The 21321-nt window shown below is 52.7% G+C and carries 17 protein-coding genes; 10 read left to right on the top strand and 7 right to left on the bottom strand.

The features are described 5' to 3' along the window. Position 1 precedes the first annotated feature (1 nt). The 6 genes from EYZ66_RS13210 (at position 2) to hemE (ending at position 10907) form a co-directional block, all read left to right on the top strand. Positions 2–2128 carry a type IV pilus secretin PilQ gene (locus EYZ66_RS13210; RefSeq protein WP_083814339.1) on the top strand — a complete coding sequence of 709 codons (2127 nt, stop codon included), beginning with the start codon at positions 2–4 and terminating at the stop codon, positions 2126–2128. A 10-nt stretch (positions 2129–2138) separates the two neighbouring features. Next, positions 2139–2651, top strand: a complete 513-nt coding sequence (locus EYZ66_RS14310; RefSeq protein WP_009575017.1) for a shikimate kinase — start codon at positions 2139–2141, stop codon at positions 2649–2651. Between the two features lie 15 nt (positions 2652–2666). Continuing rightward, positions 2667–3752, top strand: coding sequence for a 3-dehydroquinate synthase (gene aroB / locus EYZ66_RS13200; RefSeq protein ID WP_009575018.1), 1086 nt, complete (start codon positions 2667–2669; stop codon positions 3750–3752). A gap of 165 nt (positions 3753–3917) precedes the next feature. Next, positions 3918–8369: a glutamate synthase large subunit gene (gltB, locus tag EYZ66_RS13195; RefSeq protein WP_009575019.1), complete on the top strand. Its 4452-nt coding sequence runs from the start codon at positions 3918–3920 to the stop codon at positions 8367–8369. 20 nt (positions 8370–8389) lie between these two features. Next, positions 8390–9811: an FAD-dependent oxidoreductase gene (locus tag EYZ66_RS13190; RefSeq protein ID WP_009575020.1), complete on the top strand. Its 1422-nt coding sequence runs from the start codon at positions 8390–8392 to the stop codon at positions 9809–9811. 19 nt (positions 9812–9830) lie between these two features. Beyond that, the gene (hemE, locus tag EYZ66_RS13185; protein ID WP_009575021.1) at positions 9831–10907 is read left to right on the top strand and encodes a uroporphyrinogen decarboxylase; all 1077 of its coding nucleotides are present in this window, start codon (positions 9831–9833) and stop codon (positions 10905–10907) included. Here hemE and cysE read toward each other — a convergent pair. Beyond that, positions 10904–11695 carry a serine O-acetyltransferase gene (gene cysE, locus EYZ66_RS13180; protein WP_009575023.1) on the bottom strand — a complete coding sequence of 264 codons (792 nt, stop codon included), beginning with the start codon at positions 11693–11695 and terminating at the stop codon, positions 10904–10906. The genes hemE and cysE overlap by 4 nt on opposite strands. A gap of 48 nt (positions 11696–11743) precedes the next feature. Next, positions 11744–12406: a tRNA (guanine(46)-N(7))-methyltransferase TrmB gene (trmB, locus tag EYZ66_RS13175; RefSeq protein WP_009575025.1), complete on the bottom strand. Its 663-nt coding sequence runs from the start codon at positions 12404–12406 to the stop codon at positions 11744–11746. A gap of 92 nt (positions 12407–12498) precedes the next feature. On the opposite strand from trmB, the gene EYZ66_RS13170 reads away from it, so the two are divergent. Beyond that, the gene (locus EYZ66_RS13170; protein ID WP_009575027.1) at positions 12499–13227 is read left to right on the top strand and encodes an acyltransferase; all 729 of its coding nucleotides are present in this window, start codon (positions 12499–12501) and stop codon (positions 13225–13227) included. On the opposite strand, the gene modC is transcribed toward EYZ66_RS13170, so the two are convergent. From modC to EYZ66_RS13150, 4 genes are read right to left on the bottom strand one after another with little or no spacing between them, the layout of a single operon-like run. Beyond that, positions 13224–14261: a molybdenum ABC transporter ATP-binding protein gene (modC, locus tag EYZ66_RS13165; protein WP_009575028.1), complete on the bottom strand. Its 1038-nt coding sequence runs from the start codon at positions 14259–14261 to the stop codon at positions 13224–13226. The two genes, EYZ66_RS13170 and modC, sit on opposite strands and share 4 nt — an antisense overlap. A gap of 49 nt (positions 14262–14310) precedes the next feature. After that, positions 14311–15009: a molybdate ABC transporter permease subunit gene (gene modB / locus EYZ66_RS13160; RefSeq protein WP_009575029.1), complete on the bottom strand. Its 699-nt coding sequence runs from the start codon at positions 15007–15009 to the stop codon at positions 14311–14313. After that, positions 14978–15595: a molybdate ABC transporter substrate-binding protein gene (gene modA / locus EYZ66_RS13155; RefSeq protein ID WP_009575030.1), complete on the bottom strand. Its 618-nt coding sequence runs from the start codon at positions 15593–15595 to the stop codon at positions 14978–14980. The genes modB and modA overlap by 32 nt, the downstream gene beginning before the upstream one ends. A gap of 44 nt (positions 15596–15639) precedes the next feature. After that, on the bottom strand, positions 15640–16386 hold the full coding sequence (locus EYZ66_RS13150) for a ComF family protein (protein ID WP_139042546.1): 747 nt from the start codon (positions 16384–16386) through the stop codon (positions 15640–15642). Positions 16387–16602: 216 nt separating this feature from the next. Between EYZ66_RS13150 and EYZ66_RS13145 the strand changes: the two genes are divergently transcribed. Next, positions 16603–18405, top strand: a complete 1803-nt coding sequence (locus EYZ66_RS13145) for an acyl-CoA dehydrogenase C-terminal domain-containing protein (RefSeq protein WP_009575031.1) — start codon at positions 16603–16605, stop codon at positions 18403–18405. 74 nt (positions 18406–18479) lie between these two features. Beyond that, positions 18480–18689, top strand: a complete 210-nt coding sequence (locus EYZ66_RS13140; RefSeq protein ID WP_040816155.1) for a DUF3094 family protein — start codon at positions 18480–18482, stop codon at positions 18687–18689. Positions 18690–18721: 32 nt separating this feature from the next. Here EYZ66_RS13140 and EYZ66_RS13135 read toward each other — a convergent pair whose 3' ends face one another. Beyond that, positions 18722–19408 (bottom strand): TetR/AcrR family transcriptional regulator, encoded by a 687-nt coding sequence (locus tag EYZ66_RS13135; RefSeq protein ID WP_009575034.1) that lies wholly within the window; start codon positions 19406–19408, stop codon positions 18722–18724. A gap of 119 nt (positions 19409–19527) precedes the next feature. Here EYZ66_RS13135 and EYZ66_RS13130 point away from each other — a divergent pair, with 119 nt between their 5' ends. Then, entirely contained in the window at positions 19528–21321 is a 1794-nt protein-coding gene (locus tag EYZ66_RS13130; protein ID WP_050793379.1) for an acyclic terpene utilization AtuA family protein, read from the top strand.

The raw sequence follows: 21321 nt of genomic DNA, 5'->3' as shown, positions 1-21321 counted from the left end.
CATGTTGTGGCGTACCGTCAGAACTTTACTAAGCAGGGCTTCGGCGCGATGGGTGGCGGCTGCGTTTGCTTTGACCTTAACTTCTCAGTCGATGGCCAGTGTGGTCGAAGAAATTAGCTTCACCTCGCGATCGGGTGGCAAGTTCGAAATCCGTATGGATTTCGATTCGGTACCGGATGATTACAAGGGCTACACCGTGGAGAAGCCCGCGCGTATTGCCTTGGACTTCGCCAATACGAAAAGTGGGCTGGATCGCAAGCGTTTTTCTCTGCCTTATGGCAATGCAACCGCGGTTATGGTCGTGGAGGCGGGCGAACGTACTCGAATGATCGTGAATTTGGTCAAGCTGGTGCCTTACGAAACACGCGTCGAGGGTAATTCATTCTTCGTCACGGTCGGCGAGGGTGGCCAGGGTGACTATACCAAGCCAGCATCCGACCCAAATGCCGTCATGGCGAAAGTCGAAAAGGTCTTAGACGTCGAGGCCATGATCACCGATCTCCAGTTTCAGCGCACTACGGATGGCGAGGGTCGCTTATTATTGGATTTGAGTAACCCGAATGTCGACGTGAACGTGTATTCGGAGGCCGGTGACATCAAGGTCCAGTTCAAAGACACTGCCGTACCTGAGCGTTTATTGCGTCGCTTTGATGTGACCGATTTTGCCACTCCAGTCTACAGCGTAGATGTGAATACGACCGAGCTCGGTACGGTATTGACGCTGAAAACCGCCAAAGATTTCGATTATTTGGCCTATCAAACAGATAATCAGTATGTGCTGAGCGTCAAAGCGTTGTCGGTTGAAGAAGTCGAGGACCGTCGCAACGAGTTTGCCTATGTGGGCGATCGTATCTCATTAAATTTCCAAGACATCGAAGTTCGAGCTGTATTGCAGCTTATTGCCGACTTTACTGAACTTAACTTAGTTGCGAGCGATACGGTAACCGGCCGTATTACCTTGCGCTTGCAGAACGTGCCCTGGGATCAGGCTCTCGAGTTGGTGTTAAAGACTCGAGGCTTGGACAAACGCCAGATCGGCAATGTACTGATGGTCGCGCCTGCAGATGAAATCGCCGAACGCGAACGTCAGCAAATTGAAGCCAATAAACAAATCGCTGAATTGGCGCCTTTGAATACCGAATTCATTCGAATTCGTTACGCGAAAGCGGACGCTATCGTCGCTTTGTTCTCAGCGGGCAGTGAAGAGGGTGGTTCATTGATTTCGACGCGGGGTAGCGTCATTGTCGACCCCAGAACTAACTCGCTTATCGTTACGGAAACGTCGGCTAAGCTCGCCGAAATTCGTAATTTAATTGATTTGGTCGATATTCCGATTCGTCAGGTCATGATCGAGGCGCGTATCGTCATTGCGCAATCGAATCTCGATGATGAGCTCGGCATCTCTTGGGGCGGCGGGCACACCAACAATAACTTTTTCGGGAATGCCTTGTCGATCAGTGGCGACGTGGAGAATGTCACTAATTTAAACCAGTCGATCATTGACGGTTTGCCTGGGTCTGTTTCCCTGCCGGGTTCGCTCTTAGTTGACTTGGGTGTCGCCGAGCCCGCAGGCAGTTTTGCGGTAGGCTTTACCAGTAAGGACGTATTTTTAACCGCCGAGCTGAGTGCCTTAGAGGCCGTGGGCAAGGGTGAGGTTGTGTCTCAGCCCAAAGTAATTACCGGCGATAAACAAAAGGCCTCGATTAAATCGGGTACTGAGGTGCCTTATCAAGAGTCATCGGCAGGTGGTGCAACAGCGACTCAGTTCAAAGAGGCTGTGCTGCAGCTTGACGTGACACCTAATATTACGCCGGATGATCGTATCTTGCTCGATCTTGTGATTAACCAAGACAGTATCGGTGATTTGGTGCCTTCTGGTAATGGCGGCAGCATTCCCACGATCGATACCACGGAGCTTACCACTCAGGTGTTGGTCGGTAACGGTGAAACCATTGTCCTGGGCGGTGTGTTCCGTACCGAAGATCTTGAAAAAGTATCCAAAGTTCCAGTGCTAGGCGACATCCCGATCATGGGGCAGTTTTTTAAGAGCAGCTCGACGTCTCGCACAAAAACAGAGACGCTAATTTTTATTACTCCGCGTATACTGGCAGATTCTTTACTCGACTAGAGCTGTCAGTATGGCTTTGATTGTCCTAGTCGGCCCCATGGGGGCCGGCAAAACCACCGTTGGCACCTTACTTGCAAAAAAGTTGCGTCTGCCTTTTAAAGATAGCGATGCCGAAATCGAGGCGCGCACCGGTGCCGATATTCCTTGGATTTTCGATGTTGAGGGCGAGCAAGGCTTTCGGGATCGTGAAACTCAAGTGCTGAAAGATCTGCTCGCGATGCCTGAGGGCGTTATTGCCACCGGCGGTGGTATCGTGATGCGTGAAGAAAATCGAGTCCTCTTAAAGCCCGTGCAGGTGGTATACTTGCGTGCATCTTTGAATGAGCAGCTGCGCCGCACCGCGAACGACCGCAAGCGTCCGTTGCTGCAAACGGAGAATCCGCGAGCGGTGCTCGAGCGTCTAATGACCATTCGCGACCCTTTGTATCGCGACATTGCGACGCAAATCATCGAAACCGATGGCGCCAACTCTCGGTCTATTGCCACCAAGCTTGCCCGCCAATACGGTGATCAAGCCCTATAACGCGCGAGCGAAAACATGTCACAGCAGCAAACTACATTACACGTCGAACTTGGCGACCGCCGATATCCTATTTATGTTGGCGCGAGCTTATTGAGCGCTAGCAATTTGATAGCTGGGGCGATTAAGGGTCGACAAGTGGTCGTGGTGACCAACGAAACCATCGCCCCTTTGTATCTTGATACCGTGCTGCGACAATTGCCAGATACTATGCTGGTAACTTCGGTCATACTACCTGACGGGGAGCAGTATAAGACGTGGCAGACCTTGGGTGATCTTTTCGATCAGGTGCTCGCTGCGCGGCACAATCGCAGCACAACCTTCATTGCCTTAGGGGGCGGTGTTGTTGGTGATATCACCGGCTTTGCCGCCGCGTGCTATCAGCGTGGTGTTGATTTTATTCAGATACCTACGACCCTGCTGGCTCAAGTTGATTCCTCCGTCGGAGGTAAAACCGCGGTCAATCACCCATTGGGCAAAAATATGATCGGTGCATTCTATCAGCCTACTGCGGTGGTCATTGATACGAGTACGCTTGCGACTCTTGGTGAACGTGAGTATGCGGCGGGGCTGGCCGAGGTCGTTAAGTACGGTTTAATTTACGACCCCGAGTTCCATCGTTGGATTTGTGCTAACCGAGACCTTTTGGCGGCACGTGATGTCGATACGCTGCGCCATGCCATTCAACGTTCGTGTGAGATCAAAGCGGAAGTCGTGGCGGCCGACGAGCGCGAATCTGGCCTGCGGGCAATTCTCAATTTAGGCCACACCTTTGGGCACGCGATTGAGACGCACATGGGCTACGGTTCATGGTTGCACGGTGAGGCTGTTGCTGCAGGAATGGTCATGGCCGTGCGTTTATCGGCGATGCGCGGTTCGGTGGATGTTGATTTGGTGGTTGAACTCGAGCAACTCTTGGTCGATTTAGGTTTGCCGGTATGGGCACCGCAAGACATGACCTCAGCGACTTTTATCGACCTGATGGCTCTGGACAAAAAGGTGATTGATGGACAAATGCGCTTTGTGCTGTTGAATGCACTGGGGTCTGCTGTTGTCGTTGATGATGTCACCGAAGCCGAATTAACCGCTCTAATCGACGGATAAGCCCTCTAATTCGAGGCAAATCTTGTACAGTTTTGGGCCTGTGTTTGTCGAGATGCCTAAGAGCGTGTAAAATCCGCTTCCCCCTCAGAAGAAGTGCCCCTTGAGCCTCACGCGGGGAGTGCTCCGCACACGTTATCTACAACTGTTAACTTTATTGGAATAGCTATGAACGCTGGCCTATATCGCCCTGAAGAATTCCGCGACAACTGTGGGTTTGGATTAATCGCCCAAACCACAGGTGAAGCGAGTCACCGCTTGCTGCAAACAGCGATTGAGTCGTTAACGTGCATGACTCACCGAGGTGGTATCGCCGCAGATGGTAAGACCGGTGATGGCTGCGGCTTGTTATTCCAAATGCCCAAAAGCTTTTTTAAAGATGAGGCGAAAAAGGTACTCGGCATTGATTTGCCAGACCACTTTGCCGTTGGTCAGACGTTCTTAAGTCAAGATCAAGACGCTGCTGCTACTGAACGAACGGCGCTGGAAACGTCCTTGCGTGCTCAAGGTCTGAAACCTCTGGGTTGGCGTGTTGTGCCTACAGACGCCTCGATTTGTGGTGAGATTGCTCTGGCGAGCCTACCCCGAATTGAGCAATGTTTTGTGGTGCAAGACGAGGCGGATGAATCGGTCTCGCTAGAAGCAAAGCTATTGATTGCGCGACGTAAAACAGAGCAAGCCTTATCGGGTTTTGCACACGAAGCGTTTTATCTTTGCAGCTTATCAGCGAAGGTTGTGTCGTATAAAGGCTTGGTCATGCCCGCTGATTTGGCACAATTTTACGCCGATTTGGGTGACCCTCGTCTGCAAACGGCTATTTGTGTGTTTCACCAGCGTTTTTCCACCAATACCTTGCCTAAGTGGCCCTTGGCGCAGCCTTTCCGTTTGCTTGCGCACAATGGCGAAATTAATACGATCGAAGGTAACCGGAACTGGGCCGATGCTCGCTCAGCTCTGTTTGAAACCGACATGTTACCGAATATCGCTGATATCCAGCCTATCGTTAACCGCACGGGTTCGGACTCATCAAGTTTGGATAACATGCTCGAAGTTCTGCTTACCGGTGGCGTTGATATGCCGCGTGCTTTGAGGATGTTGATTCCGCCAGCGTGGCAAAACTTGGAATCAATGGATCCAGACCTGCGAGCGTTCTATGAATATCACTCGATGCATATGGAGCCTTGGGATGGTCCTGCCGGTATCGTGCTAACGGATGGCCGCTACGCGACCTGTTTACTCGATCGCAACGGTTTGCGACCAGCGCGTTGGGTCAAAACGCGAGACGGCTTCATGACCGTTGCGTCTGAGATCGGCACCTACAACTACAAGCCTGAAGACGTTGTGGCGAAGGGTCGTGTGGGTCCTGGGCAGATGTTAGTGGTGGATACTGAAACCGGCGAGGTGCTGCACACCGCTGACATCGATAACCGCTTGAAGACACGAAAGCCCTACAAGCAGTGGCTGCGTGATAATTCTGAACGTATCGAGGGCACCTTCGATGGCGAGGTCGATCCTGGCATTGACGTTGCCGAACTAGACGCTTACCAAAAGATGTTCCAGGTCACATTCGAAGAGCGAGATCAAGTGTTTCGACCCTTGGCAGAATCGGGTAACGAGGCGGTTGGATCCATGGGTGACGATACCCCAATGGCGGTGCTGTCGCAGCAAACACGAAGCTTGTACGACTATTTTCGGCAGAAGTTCGCGCAGGTGACTAACCCCCCGATTGATCCTTTGCGGGAAACGATCGTGATGTCACTCGAAACCGATTTGGGTCGTGAACAAAATATTTTTACCGAGGGTCCAGAGCATGCGCGACGCATTATTCTGCGCTCGCCGGTACTGTCGCAAAGTAAGTTTAACCGCCTGCTCAACCTTGACCGTTCGGGGTTTGAGGTCGCCGATATCGACGCGACTTATGCACCTGCTGACATGAGCCTTGCCCAAGCCGTAGCGGGACTGTGCCAGCAAGTTGAGCAAGCTGTCCGCGATGGCGCCACGATAATGATTATTTCGGACCGCAAGATTGCGACAGATCGTTTGCCGATTCACAGCTTGTTGGCGACCGGTGCGGTGCATCACCACCTGATTAAAGTGGGCCTGCGCTGCGACGCCAACCTCGTCATAGAAACCGGTAGCGCGCGCGACTCACACCAAATTGCCTGTTTGCTGGGCTTTGGGGCTACCGCGGTGTATCCCTACTTGGCCTATTCAGTATTAGACGATTTATTGCGCAAAGGCGAGATTTTGGGCGATCCTAGTATCTGCTACAAAAACTACCGCAAGGGTATCAATAAAGGGCTGTTGAAGATTATGTCCAAAATGGGCATCTCGGCAGTCAGTTCGTATCGCGGTGCGCAGCTATTTGAAGCTATTGGTTTGGCGTCAGAAGTCGTTGATACTTGCTTCAAAGGCGTTGCCAGCCGCATTAGCGGCGCTGATTTCACGGATCTCGAAGATGATCAAAAGGCGCTTGCGAGAACGGCGTGGTCATTGCGCAAATCGTTGGTTCAGGGTGGCTTGCTAAAATACGTGCATGGGCAGGAATATCATGCCTTTAACCCCGATGTTGTTTTGGCTCTGCAGCAAGCGGTTGCGACTGGCGACCGAGGCATCTATCAAAAGTACAGTCAGATGGTGAATAGCCGCCCTGTGGCGACCTTGCGCGATTTGATGAAGCCCGTGTTAGCAGAGCAGGCCTTGCCGTTAGATGACGTTGAATCGATAGAGGCGATATTGCCGCGCTTTGACTCAGCGGGCATGTCGCTGGGGGCGCTAAGCCCAGAAGCACACGAAGCGCTAGCGGCTGCCATGAACCGCATCGGAGCGCGGTCAAATTCGGGTGAGGGCGGCGAAGATCCAGCGCGATACGGCACCGAGCGCGTTTCAAAAATTAAGCAGATTGCCTCGGGTCGCTTTGGTGTAACGCCGCACTATTTGGTGAATGCTGAGGTACTGCAAATTAAAGTGGCGCAGGGTGCCAAGCCTGGCGAGGGTGGTCAGTTACCGGGCGGTAAAGTGAACGACCTCATCGCGCGGTTGCGTTACTCGGTTCCTGGCGTGACGTTGATTTCGCCGCCTCCCCACCATGATATCTATTCGATTGAAGATTTAGCGCAGCTGATCTTTGATTTAAAACAGGTCAACCCTGACGCGTTGGTCTCGGTGAAATTGGTATCGGAGCCCGGTATTGGCACAATCGCTGCGGGTGTGGCAAAAGCCTATGCCGATTTGATTACCATTAGCGGGTACGATGGCGGAACCGCGGCCAGCCCGATTACATCGATTCGTCATGCGGGCTCGCCTTGGGAATTAGGCTTGGCTGAAGTTCAGCAAACACTGCGTGGTAACCGCTTGCGCGGCTCCATCAGGCTGCAGGCTGATGGTGGTATGAAAACCGGCCTTGATGTTATCAAAGCGGCCATTTTGGGTGCCGAGAGTTTCGGTTTTGGCACTGCACCCATGGTTGCGTTAGGTTGTAAGTACTTACGTATCTGCCACCTTAATAACTGCGCAACAGGGGTTGCCACTCAAGATAGCCGTTTGCGTGATGATCATTTCAACGGCACGGTTGATATGGTTGTTAACTTCTTTACGATGGTGGCTGAGGAAACTCGAGAGTGGTTGGCGAAGCTTGGCGTTCGAAGCATTGAAGAGCTGATCGGTAGAACTGATTTGCTCGAGCTGTTGCCGGGCAACACCACGAAACAGAGCCATCTAGATTTAGCGCCGATTTTGCACGTTGATCCCGCGGCGGCCGATCAGCCCCAGTTTTGCCAAGTTGCGTCTAATGATCCGTTTGATCGAGGCGAACTGGCTGAGCGCATGGTTGCGGATGCACTGCCAGCGATCGAGGCAGCAAGCGGTGGCGAATTCAGTTATCGTGTGGGTAACTGCGATCGCTCGATTGGCGCACGCTTAAGCGGTGAAATTGCGAAGCGGCACGGCAACTTAGGTATGGAGTCTGCCCCTGTGGTTATGCGCTTAGAGGGTACAGCCGGTCAAAGCTTTGGTGTTTGGAATGCCGGTGGCTTACACATGTACTTAGAGGGTGATGCCAACGACTATGTGGGCAAGGGTATGGCCGGCGGTAAATTAGTATTGTATCCGCCTAAGGGCAGTGCTTTTGAAGCCAAAGACGCAGCCATTATCGGTAACACTTGCCTCTACGGTGCCACAGGTGGCGAGCTTTACGCCTCGGGTACGGCGGGCGAGCGCTTTGCGGTGCGTAATAGTGGGGCTCATGCGATTGTTGAGGGTGCCGGTGACCACTGCTGTGAATACATGACGGGCGGCACGGTCATCGTCTTAGGTGCAGCCGGAGTAAACTTTGGCGCCGGCATGACCGGTGGGTTCGCCTATGTGCTGGACGAAGACAGAACGTTCATTGATCGTTATAACAGCGAATTGGTCGAGATCTGTCGCATTAACGCAGAGTATATGGAGGCTTACCGCCATCACTTGCGAGAGCGCATTAAAGACCACGCCCGCGAGACCGACTCGGCGTGGGCGGCACATTTGTTAGAAAACTTTGAAGATTACATCGGTAAATTCTGGTTGGTTAAACCTAAAGCCGCAGACCTTGGTACTTTGCTGTCGCGTCTGCGAGATACGGATTAATCACAAGGAGGATAGGCATTATGGGCAGCCGTGCAGGAAACAATTTTCAGTTTATTGATGTTGGACGTAACGATCCGAACAAGCGTGATATTCAGAATCGTAAAACCCAGTACATTGAAATTTACGATCAATTCACTGAGTCGCAGGTAGAGAACCAAGCCGATCGTTGTTTGGCCTGTGGCAACCCCTATTGTGAGTGGAAATGCCCCGTACACAACTTCATTCCCAACTGGTTGAAGCTGGTGTCCGAGGGGCACTTGTTTGAAGCAGCAGAGCTGTCGCATCAGACCAATACGCTACCAGAAGTCTGTGGGCGTGTGTGCCCGCAAGATCGCTTGTGCGAGGGCGCCTGCACATTAAACGATGGTTTTGGTGCGGTCACGATTGGCGCTACCGAGAAATACATTACTGACACAGCCTTGGCGATGGGCTGGCGTCCTGATCTGTCGGGCGTCGTGCAAACCGATAAGCGGGTTGCCGTTATTGGCGCGGGCCCTGCCGGTTTGGGTTGCGCCGATGTGCTGACTCGTGCCGGTGTTAAAGCGGTTGTCTACGATCGCTACCCTGAAATCGGCGGTTTGCTGACCTTTGGTATTCCAGAGTTCAAACTTGAAAAAGACGTTATGGTTCGTCGTCGCGAAGTGTTTGAAGGCATGGGTATTGAATTTAAGTTAAATACCGAGATTGGCCGTGATATCACGATCGAGCAATTGCTGGCCGATTACGACGCGGTGTTCTTGGGCATGGGTACCTACAAAGCGATGTTGGGCCGTTTCCCAGGTGAAGATCTGCCCGGTGTGCATAAAGCCTTGGATTACCTAATTGGCAACGTAAACAACAATCGCGGCTATCAACAAGACCCTGAAGCCTTTGTTAACTTAAAAGGCCAGCGCGTGGTGGTCTTGGGCGGTGGTGATACGGCGATGGACTGCGTTCGAACCGCTGTTCGACAAGGCGCTAAAGAAGTCATTTGTGCTTACCGTCGTGATGAAGTGAACATGCCGGGTTCTCGTAAAGAAGTCCAAAACGCGCGTGAAGAAGGCATTCAGTTCTTGTTTAACCGCCAGCCGATTGAAGTTGTGGAAACCAACGGTAAGGCCAGCGGTATTCGCGTGGTCGAAACTGCGCTCGGTGAGCCGGGCCCTGATGGCCGTCGTCGACCTGAGCCTATCGAAGGCAGCGAGCAGGTAATCGATGCGGACGCCGTGATTGTCGCCTTTGGCTTCCAGCCAAGCCCTGCAGAATGGTTTGGCTCAGCGGGTGTTGAGCTGAATGATTGGCAAGGTGTTGTGGCGGCAGAGCATCAGAATTTTAAGTTCCAAACAACGAACCCCAAAATTTTTGCTGGGGGCGATATGGTCCGCGGCAGTGATCTTGTAGTGACTGCTATTTGGGAAGGACGCCAAGCTGCAGAAGGCATCTTAGACTACTTAGACGTGTAAATTTACAGCGAGCGAGCCTGTGTCGAATTTAAAAAATGATCGTTTTTTACGCGCTTTAATGCGTCAACCTGTCGATCGCACGCCGATTTGGATGATGCGTCAGGCGGGCCGCTATCTGCCTGAGTACCGGGCAACGCGCGCCCAGGCTGGCTCTTTCTTGGATCTTTGCAAGAATACTGAGCTCGCTTGTGAAGTTACTATGCAGCCCTTGCGACGCTACCCAATGGACGCGGCAATCCTGTTTTCGGATATTTTGACCATTCCCGATGCCCTGGGTCTGGGTCTGTATTTTGAAGAGGGTGAAGGACCTAGGTTCCACAAGACGGTGCGCTGTGAGGCAGATATCGATGCCTTAAATGATTTCAAAGCGGCAGACGATTTGAGCTATGTTATGGACGCAGTCAGCGCGATTCGTAATGAATTGAACGGCGAAGTTCCTTTGATTGGCTTTTCCGGTAGCCCGTGGACACTAGCGACGTATATGGTTGAAGGCGGCAGTAGCAAGGACTTCGCTCGCGTTAAAGCTATGGCCTATGACCAGCCTGAGGTGATGCATAAGCTGCTGGCCTTGTTGGCCGATGCAGTAGCAGATTACCTAAACGCGCAAATTGCCGCGGGTGCGCAGGCCGTACAAATTTTTGATACCTGGGGCGGTAGTTTAAGTGCTTCGGCCTACAAAGTGTTCTCGTTGAAGTACATGCAGCGAATTATCGCGCAACTGACGAAAGAAGCGGATGGTCGCTCCGTGCCCGTGATTGTGTTTACCAAGAACGGCGGTCAGTGGTTATCTTCAATTGCAGATTGCGGCGCTAATTGTGTCGGTTTGGATTGGACGACCGACATCGGTTCTGCGCGCCAACAAATTGGTAGTCGAGTCGCTTTGCAGGGCAATATGGACCCTGCGATTTTGTACGCAAGTCCAGCGCGAATTCGTGAAGAGGTTGCGACTATTTTAGAAAGCTTCGGTCATGGTTCGGGCCACATCTTTAACCTTGGGCACGGTGTAACGCCCGGTGTTAACCCTGATCACGTCAAGGCCTTTGTTGACGCAGTCGTGGAGTTGTCGCCGGTATACCACCAGGCTGTTGCCCGCTAGCTAGCGTTATCGAAGCCCTGATCCATTTCTAGTGCAGGTAGCTCGCTCGCGGGTCGACCTACAATTTTGGCGGGCACGCCGGCCACAGTGACGTGCGGTGGTACGTGGTCAAGTACCACTGAGCCAGCACCCACTTTGGCGCCTTCGCCCACGGTGATATTGCCCAGTATCTTAGCGCCTGCGCTGATCAGAACGCCGTCGCCAATTTTAGGATGGCGGTCACCATCCTCTTTGCCAGTGCCCCCCAAAGTGACTGACTGCAGTATTGATACGTTGTTGCCAACCACTGCGGTTTCGCCAATCACCAAGCCGGTGGCATGATCGAGCATGATGCCATGTCCTAATTTGGCCGCGGGATGAATGTCGACATCGAACTCGCTCGACATTCTGTTTTGAAAGAATAAGGCTAAAGAGTGTCTGCCTTGCCGCCATAGCCAATTGGCCACGCGATAGGTTTGCAGCGCGTGGAACCCTTTGAAATGCAAAAAGGGCACAGACAGTTCGTGGCATGCTGAGTCGCGTTCTTCGACCGCAAGCAGGTCTTGGCGTACCGCAACTCCGAGCTCAGGGTCGCTCTCGAAAGCCTGCATGATGACCTCTCGCAGCAGCAGCGCATGTACCGTTGGGCTGTCTAATTTGCTGGCAAGGTGAAAACTGAGGGCGCACTCAAGCTTACGATGGTTCAAGATCGTGGCGTGGAAAAAGCTAGCGAGTATGGGCTCTTGTTGAGCTTCATGCGCAGCTTCTTGGCGGATTCGTTCCCACACGGGGTCGTTGGCCTGAGTCATGCGTCCTCCTAAATTAGGCGCACACTCTATCGCAAACAGAGGAGAACGTCACGGGCTGGTCGTGGAGCAAACCCGCCACAGTCTATGCTGGCTGGCAATATACTTCGCTTCGAAACGCGTTATCGGCTCTTTTGGTATAAAAGACGTTAACTCTGTTGGACGACGTGCAATGGTGAGTGCTTGCGCAAATTCACGGGCATAAATGTCCCAGTTTGTGCGTAGTTCAAGGTTCGGTGAAATCTGGAGCAGCGCCTTGAAACTGGCGTGGCCGTGCACGCGGCGTTTAAACTGTGAGGCTTTAGGCCAAGGGTTTGGGTAGAACAGCGTGTGACGCTGCGCTTGGATGTTGTGCTGGGCCATGAGTCGCCAAAGTGCATCGCAGTCGCTGCGAATCAGCAGACAATTGGTCAACTCAGTAGGTGGTTCGGCTTTTAGGCGCTGTTCAGACTGATCGACGCCGATAACACAAAAATTGGGGTTTTGTTCAGCCAATTTTCGGGTGCTGATACCCGTGCCGCAAAATGAATCGAGCCAGAGCGGTAAACCCGTTTGGCTCAGAGTTTTCCTCATCAGCTCGAAACTGTCGTGCACAAAGTCGGGTATGGGCGTGCGGTCGGTTGTGTAAAGGTGCTTCGTCACAATCGCTTCGAGATTCTCATGCACTGCGCTTTGGTTGCTCGATACGGGTTTGGAGTTTCCGAGATTGGTCACGGCTTACACTTGCACCTCATGAATGGTCGCTGTCATCATAGCGCAATTCGTCGAGCGACGGTGTTAATAAGCCCCTGAGATTTGAGGTAAGCGTGAAGCAAGACAACCGACCGTATTGGCTAAAAAAGCTGCATTTGCAGTTTCGTCATTGGTACACCGAATATTTTTTGCGACCCGAATGTGCCTCACTGGGGCCGTACCACACCGTCATGAAACCTTGGTATGTGAAAATTTCGGGGCCAAACATTCATATTGGCCACAGTTTGACGGCGATCGGCGAGCCCTCGCACCGCGTCGAGTTGGGCGTATGGGGGCGCGATGCGGGTCTGGGGACTCTCATCATAGGCGATGCCGCATTGTTGTCGCCTGGTGTGCGAATCAGCGCGAGCGATGAGATACGTATTGGTGATGGCGTGATGATGGCGAACGGCGCCTATGTGACTGATTCCGATTGGCACACGCTGTACGATCGTAACGCTCGCGATCCCGAGCCTCGACCGGTTCGCATTGGCAACAACGTCTGGATTGGCGATCATGCGACTATTCTGAAAGGCGTGACGATAGGCGACAACTCTGTGGTTGGTGCCGGTGCGGTTGTGACGCAATCGGTACCCGCCAATGTCGTGGTGGCGGGCAACCCTGCGAAAATCGTAAAGCAACTAGATCCCGAGCGCGAGATGGTCACAAGGATGGATCATTTTCGTGATCCGCAAGGCGTTATCGACTTTTTTGATGGCATTGATCGGGCCGTGCTAAAAGACAACACCACGTGGCAATGGTTGCTCGACACTATTTATCCAGCCGGCCGTAAAAAATCTTAGGTCTGTAGCGAAATGCCTTTGACTTGGGCCCATACTTCTTGCCCGACCTGTAAGTCGAGTTCGCGCACCGAGCGGCGCGTGATTTTAGCGAGTAACTGCTGAGCACCTAGATTGAGCGTAATGGTGGCGCTCGCTTCACTGCTAAGATCAATGGCACCAATGGTGCAGGGGAGCAAGTTCAAGATACTACTCCGCTCAGGGCGCTCCAAAGCCAGGCTGACATCTTTTGCCGCAATTTGAAGGTAAAGCGGTTTGGTTTCGTCGTGTGTTGTGACCTCGGGTACGAGTAAACGATGTCCCTCGAGCAGCAGTTCGCTTAACTTATCGTCTTTGTAGTGGTGCGTTAGGTGCGCGGACAAAACGCTGCTCAGGTCTTGTTGCGAATCTTCGTAGCCCAATAACACGTCGGGGCGCCCCGATTTTATGACCTCCCCGTTTGCCAAAGTAATGACTTGGTCGGCCAACGCTAACGCTTCTGTAATATCATGAGTAACGTAAATGACGCTAATCTGCCGCTGCTTGCGCCATTCGCTCAAAAATTTGACGATTTGCTTGCGGGCGTTCTGATCCAGATTCGTCAGGGGCTCGTCCAGGAGCAACCATGATGGGTTGGCCAGCAAGGCCCGCCCTAATGCCACTCGTTGTGCCTCGCCGCCGGATAAGCTCGCGGGCATTCGTTCCAGCAAGGGGCCGATGCCTAAGCCCTCGACCACGTGCTGCACGTCAGAGATGTTTCCTTGCCGTCTTGTTAGGCCATACACGAGATTTTGATGCGCGGTGAAGTGTGGGAACAGCGCAGCATTCTGGGCGCTCAGTACGACGGGGCGTTGATGTGAGGGCAACTGACGCACATCGCGTTCATCGACAGTCAGCTGGGTAACTTCCAGTGGACTTTGAAGTCCGGCGATCGCGCGCAGTAGACTGGTCTTGCCGCTGCCACTGGGCCCAAAAATTACCGTGCATGTATGATTTTTGAGCGTCAACTCCACCGCGGCAGAAACCATACTATTGCGGGCTCTAAACACTAAGCTCATCGGTCGAACTCAGCCTGGCTGCGCTTTGTGTAAGGCTTGGTGCTGGTCATCATCGGCTTACCCACGAAGAATGCGTATTGGCAGGGTTTAGGCGATAGAGGCTAATCAATACAGCCAGAGAAAATACCAACAGGCCGCCGGCAACGGCATGGGCTTCGGCAAAGTTGAGGCGCTCGACTGAGTCGAACAAGGCGATTGATAGCACTTGGGTTTCGCCCGGAATATTCCCGCCAATCATAAGTACCACGCCAAACTCGCCAACCGTATGCGCAAAGCCTAGGCAGCCCGCGGTAATGAAACTTCGCTTACACATAGGCACCACGATACTGAAGAAGCGATCAATAGAGGTGGCCCCTAGCGACGCCGCCGACTCTAAAATGCCAATGGGAATTTGTTGAAAGGCGCTTTGTAGGGGTTGGACGACAAAGGGTATAGAGTAAATGACTGAGCCAATGACCAGTGCGGAAAAGCTAAAACTCAACGGTGAGCCGGTAAGTGCCTGCCAGAACTGACCGAGTGCAGTGTTGGGGGCAAAAAAAATCAACAGGTAAAATCCCAGTACGGTCGGGGGCAGCACTAGGGGAAGCGCTACGATAGCCTCAACGATCGATCGCGACCATGAGTGCCCTCGGCTCAACCACCAAGCAATAGGGGGGGACAACAACAGCAGAATCAGGGTTGTTACTGAGGCTAGCTTGAGCGTTATGGTCAGTACATCAAGAGTCATGTTGGCAGCGGCTATAACCATATTGGCGTAAGCGTGATTGTACCTCGTCATTCGATAGCCACAACAAAAACGCTTCGGCGCTTTGGTGGTTGGTGTGCCCTGCGGGTCTTACTGAGACGGCGAACTGCTCAATTGGGCTGTACCAATCGCTCGGAATCGCGAAACCCTCAGCCAATGAGGCCGGCACTAAGGCAAACATTACGTTACCACTGGCTTTAAATTGATAGGCTTGCTGTGCGTTGTTACCCTGAATGACCTGCAAGGTAGGAATATTGACGCGTTGCAGCACTTCTTTGGCGGCTCGGCCATAAGGCGCGGTCAGCGGATTGGCGATTGCAATACGTCCACCTACGTTAAGGTCTGCAAGAGATTGCGCGCCCATGAGTACGAGTTGTCCTTGGGCATAGCAGATAGGGGGCGTTAGCTGCTTCTCGTTCGCAAGTGTTGTCGGTCGGTCTTTATCGGCCGCTAGCAGCACATCGAACGGGGCACCCATCAGAATTTGGTTGCTAAGAGCTCCCGTGGCACCCGAGATGATTGTGACTTTATCGGGGGGTGGCACGGTTTCCATTAACGCTTCAAGTACCGGGACAAAGTTCGATGCCACAGCAACCCGCAGATTGGAAGCGTTTGCAGATAGCGCAAGTGCGCTCAATGCACAGCATAAGAGTTTGAAGCAGTACCGGCGCATGGGGCTCCTGGTTTAGGTGTTTTAGCGATACACCAAATTGTGACGTATTCCGCGCCGGCCTGTTTTAAGCACTGAGCCGCGCGGTGGGCCGTTTGGCCGGTTGTCATTACATCATCGATTAGGGCTAAGCGTAAGCCCTCTAAGTTTTGCCCGCAACGAAAGTGTTTATCCGATAGTTCTCGAGCTTGTCGATGGGGGGTTTTATGCTGCGGCGCTTGGTACATACTGCAGCTGAGCGCATTGCTTACCTCAATGGCGAGCTCTCTCGACACATATTCAGCCAATAATGCACATTGGTTGTATCCACGTTGCCAGGTTCTACGCCAATGCAAGGGCATGGGTATTAGTCTGTCGATGGAGTGATCGGTTGGGAGTCCCTCAAGCAGTAAGTCTGCCAGAGCCGACGTCAGGTTGGTGGTTTGAACAAATTTCCATCGATGAATTAGGTAGCGTAAACCTTCGCTGTATTGCCAAGGTGCGTGGCAGGCGTCGAAGGCAAATCGCCCCGGCGTGCAGTAGGGGCAGCCGTGTGTCACAGAGGCGGGCAAATATTCTCCGCATCGCACACACGCAGGTGAGTTCTGTACAAGGCTGTCTCTGCAGAACGTGCAAAGCGTGTGATCGGTATCCGAATGTTGCTGACACAGTCGGCATATTTTGGGTAACAGAGTATTGAGTAGCCAATTAGCGTGTTGCTGAATACGCATGAGGGGGTCCTTGTGGTTAACTCAATGTAGATTGCCACACGGTACGTGTGTTTCTGGTGTCGGAGTCGATCTTTAGTGTTCAAGCTTCATCAATCGAGCGCGGGCTGTCGGCGGTGGTGATTCGTGATTAGTGCCATTTAAAGCCCAATTAACTTGACTATAATGGCGTCGTCGGCAAAATGTTGCCGCTGTTAACATAGAGTCGAGGAAACCAACATGCCTACCTACAAAGCGCCCACCCGAGATCTACAATTTGTCCTTCACGATGTTTTAGGCGTTGATGATGTGTACGCCTCTTTACCGGAATTTGAGGAAGTGAGCCCCGACTTGATCGATGCAATTCTGGAGCAAGGCGCAAAATTCTGTGAAGACGTGCTTGCACCTCTCAACGAGTCGGGTGACGAAGAGGGTTGCCAATGGACCCCCGAGGGCGTCAAAACCCCCGCAGGGTTTGCTCAAGCGTACGCCCAGTACGTCGAGGGCGGTTGGCCTTCGTTAGCCGCGGATGTTGAGTACGGCGGTCAGGGAATGCCCAATACCTTGGGTTTATGCATGAGCGAGCTGACTGGAACCGCAAACTGGGCTTGGTCGATGTACCCCGGCTTGAGCCACGGCGCCATCAAAACCTTGGAAGAGCACGGCAGCGAAGAGCAAAAACAACGCTACTTAACGCGTCTGGTCTCTGGCGAGTGGACGGGCACCATGTGCCTCACCGAACCGCACTGCGGTACCGATTTGGGCTTGCTTCGCACCAAAGCAGTCAGAAACGACGATGGTAGCTTTTCGCTACACGGGACAAAGATCTTTATTAGCGCGGGCGAGCACGATATGGCTGAAAATATCGTCCACATCGTTATTGCACGCATAGAGGGTGCGCCCGAGGGCACCAAGGGCATTTCGCTGTTCGTAGTGCCTAAGGTCAACGTGAATGAAGACGGTACCTTGGGGGGCCGAAACGCGCTTAACTGTGCTTCGATCGAATCGAAAATGGGCATTAAAGCTTCTGCCACCTGCGTGATGAATTTTGATGGCGCCAAGGGTTACTTAATTGGGCCTGAGAATCGCGGTCTTAACTGTATGTTTACTTTTATGAACGCCGCACGCTTAGGCACCGCAGTACAAGGTTTGTGTCACGCTGAGTTGGCGTATCAAGGCGCCTTTAGTTACGCCCGTGAGCGTCTCGCAATGCGCTCATTAACGGGCCCCAAAAATCCCGACGGTCCAGCAGATCCAATCCTAGTGCACCCTGACGTTCGCCGCATGCTGCTAACACAGCGCGCCATCGCCGAGGGAAGCCGAGCATTTTTATTCTTTTTGGCTTTGCAAGGCGACATTATTCGCGCTGGCAACGAAGAGCAAGCTAAACAAGCCGATAACCTCATGGCGCTGTTAACCCCGATTGCCAAAGCTTTTGTGACCGAGTTGGGTTTTGAGGCGGCGAACCACGGTGTTCAGGTCTTAGGCGGGCACGGTTATATCCGTGAGTGGGGCATGGAGCAAATCGTACGAGATGCACGTATTGCGCTTTTATATGAGGGTACTACGGGTGTTCAAGCAATGGACTTGATCGGCCGTAAAGTCTTGGGTAGTGGTGGTAAATTACTGATGGACTTCACTGCGATCATGGATGAATTTTGCCAAGGTGCACACCCCGAGCAAGTCGCCGGCTACATCAGTACGGTTAGCGCGTTAAAGGACGAGTGGTTAACGTTATCGCTCAGTATCGGTGAAAAAGCGATGCACAACGCTGACGAAGCCGGCGCTGCCTCGGTAGATTACTTGATGTATAGCGGTTACGTTGTGTTAGCCTACTTCTGGGCGCAGCTTGCCAGCACCGCGGCACGCCTACTTGACGACCCAGCCCGAGCGGCCGATGCAGACTTTATGCGTGCTAAGTTAATGACCGCGGAGTTCTACTTTAAGCGTTTACTGCCTCGAGCTCAGGGGCACAAGCTCGCGATCGAAGGTGGCGCAGAGCCGCTAATGCAAATGCCCGAGGCACTGTTCGCGGTCTCTTAAGATCACAGCAGCACTGGAAATTGGGCGAAGATGTTCTTACACTTCGCCCATTAATCACTCTGAGGTTCACTAATATGAGCGACTCTCAAACGACGTCTTCGAATGATGAGCCAAGGTTGTACCCCGAGGACCAAGCTAAAGTTGATGAGTTTTGCAGCCGCGGTGTCAACTCGGTCGAGCGCAAACCGTTTAAGCCTTTTCGAATGATGCTTTTGTTGATCGGCGTCACTGTCGGGTTCAGTGTTCTGAGCCAAATGATCGCGAAGTGGTCGGGAATTTACTAAGTTTCTTGCAGCGGTCACTATCTGTTGTTCAGTTAGCGACGAGCGTCGAGCTTAGCCTCAATACTCGCTAGTCGCGCTTCAATACCCTGCAAGCTGGTATCGTTGTGAACCGCTTTCGCGTTGCCGTACAGGCTCATAAACACCTCAGTTAAGTGCTGAGTCACAGCTTCCGCATCCCGATTTTTGTGTAAATGCAGTGTTCTAGAGGAATACTCGAGCGTGCCGTAGAACAAGTCGCGGATAACCCACAAAGGCGTTGTCTCCTGAAAGATGCCGCGATCAACACCTTGTCGGAAAAGCTCATCAAATACCGCAACGTAGCCGCGAATGGGGTTGAGACTGGGTGAGTCTAAGGTACCTGTCTCGCGCGTCCGCACGGTAAAACCCACAAAATCGAAGTCTTTGACGAGTTCGCGCAAGTGAAAGTCTGCTAATGCCTTGAGCTTATCTAGGGTGTCCTCATGAGCCTGTGTCGCCTTGCGGGCACCCTGTGTCAGCACTTGCCAAAATTGAGCGACAACGGCGTCGAGCAGTTCTTTCTTGTTGCGGTAGTACAAATACACGGTGCCTTCGGCGACTTCTGCGCGCTTTGCTATCGCGCTCATCTTGGCGTTCTCGAACCCGCGCTCGCTGAACTCGATGCGTGCAGCGTCCAGAATGGTGCGTTCTTTTGCTTCCATTTTTTCGCGTCGAGTGCTTGTTGCTGCTGGTTTTGCCATGAAGATACGCCTTGTTTCTCTTGCCTAAAAATATTTAATGATTTAGGCTCATTTATATTGAGTCAGATTCATAAAAAGCGCAAGCCCAAAGTTGGAGCTTGTCAATGACGGGACAACACATGAGTAAACCATCTGTTCGTATCGGTGGGGCGAGTGGCTATTGGGGTGAGTCCGATATGGCTTTGCCTCAGTTTTTGCGTGAGGGTGATCTCGATTACATCGTGTTTGATTATCTCGCGGAAATCACGATGTCGATTATGGCGCGTGCTCGCAGCACCGATGAATCCTTGGGTTATGCCACCGACTTCGTGCACGCTGTGATGGCGCCTCATTTGACGCAAATTGCCGAGCAAGGTGTAAAAATAGTATCGAATGCGGGCGGGGTGAACCCCTTAGCCTGTGCCCAAGCACTCCGCGATATCATCGATTCGCAGGGACTGGAGTTAAAGGTCGCCGTCGTTCTCGGTGATGACCTCATCCACCAGAAAGACGAATTGGCTACTTTGGGCGTAACGGAGATGTTCAGTGGTGAGCCCTTTCCGCCAGTTGAGAAGATCGCCAGTATCAATGCGTATTTAGGCGCGTTCCCCATTGCCGAAGCCTTGGGCCTAGGTGCCGATATTGTGATTACGGGGCGCTGCGTTGATTCGGCTGTGACTCTCGGCGCGTGTATTCACGAATTTGGTTGGACGGCATCTGATCTAGATTGTTTAGCCGGCGCGTCGTTAGCTGGGCATTTGATTGAGTGTGGCCCGCAGGCTACGGGTGGTAATTTCACCGATTGGCATGGGGTTGCTGACTCATTGGTCGACGTGGGTTATCCCATTGCTACCGTATTTGCCGATGGCTCTTGCGACATCAGTAAGCCTAAAGATACGGGTGGCTTGATCTCAGTGGGCACCGTTTGCGAGCAATTATTGTATGAAATTGGCGACCCTTCTGCCTATCACTTACCCGATGTGATTTGCGATTTTACCCACGTGGACGTCACTCAACTCGACGCCGAGCGCGTTAGAGTCGAGGGCGCTAAAGGTGCCGGCGTGCCCGAGCAGCTCAAAGTATCAATGACATGGGCGGACGGCTGGCGCCTGGGAGGTATTTGGTTTTATGTGGGTGCGAGTGCTTCGCGGCGCGCCCGCAGTTTTGGTGAAAGTGCAGTCGCTAGGGCGCGCGCTAAATTAACCACTATGAAAGCGCCTGACTTTGATGAAGTGTTGATTGAGGTGGTGGGCGATGGCTCACATTTTGGCGCTTACGCTTTAGAGTCAGAGACCCGCGAAGTCGCCGTTAAAGTGGCCGCAAAACATCAAGACAAACGTGCTTTGATGCTGCTATTGAAAGAGCTGTCCGGTGTGGGTTTGGCGGCGCCTGCGGGTCTTGCAGGCTTTGCGGGAACACGGCCCAAACCCTCGCCAGTCATTCGCTTGTTCTCGTTTTTGCGTGATCGCAACACGGTTGCCATCGAACTTGATGATGGAATTCAGCGGCAAGCGTTCACAGATTCAGGTTCTAGCCTTAGCACTCAAAGCCGCAGCGTTGCACCTGAAGTGCCCGCTGTAGATTCTGATGTCGCGACCGTGCAAGTGCCGTTAGAGCGATTAGCCTGGGGGCGCTCTGGCGACAAGGGCAACAAGGCAAATATCGGCGTCATTGCGCGTAAGGCCAGTTATTTACCTTGGATCGCTGCGACTCTAACTGAAGCCTGCGTGAGTGAGCGTTTGGCTCACTTTATGGGCTCTGGCGCTGTCGCGCGTTACTACTTGCCAGGAATTTCGGCTTTAAACTTTTTAATCGATGATGTCTTAGGTGGTGGCGGTGTGGCGAGTTTACGCAACGACCCGCAAGGTAAAACCTACGCTCAAATTTTGTTACAAACCCCGGTGGCTATTCCCGCTGGACTATTGGAGGATTAA

Source organism: Aequoribacter fuscus (assembly GCF_009910365.1).
Taxonomy (GTDB): domain Bacteria; phylum Pseudomonadota; class Gammaproteobacteria; order Pseudomonadales; family Halieaceae; genus Aequoribacter; species Aequoribacter fuscus.
The sequence above is the reverse complement of the archived record's forward strand: the minus strand, read 5'-3'. Positions and strand labels throughout refer to the sequence as shown.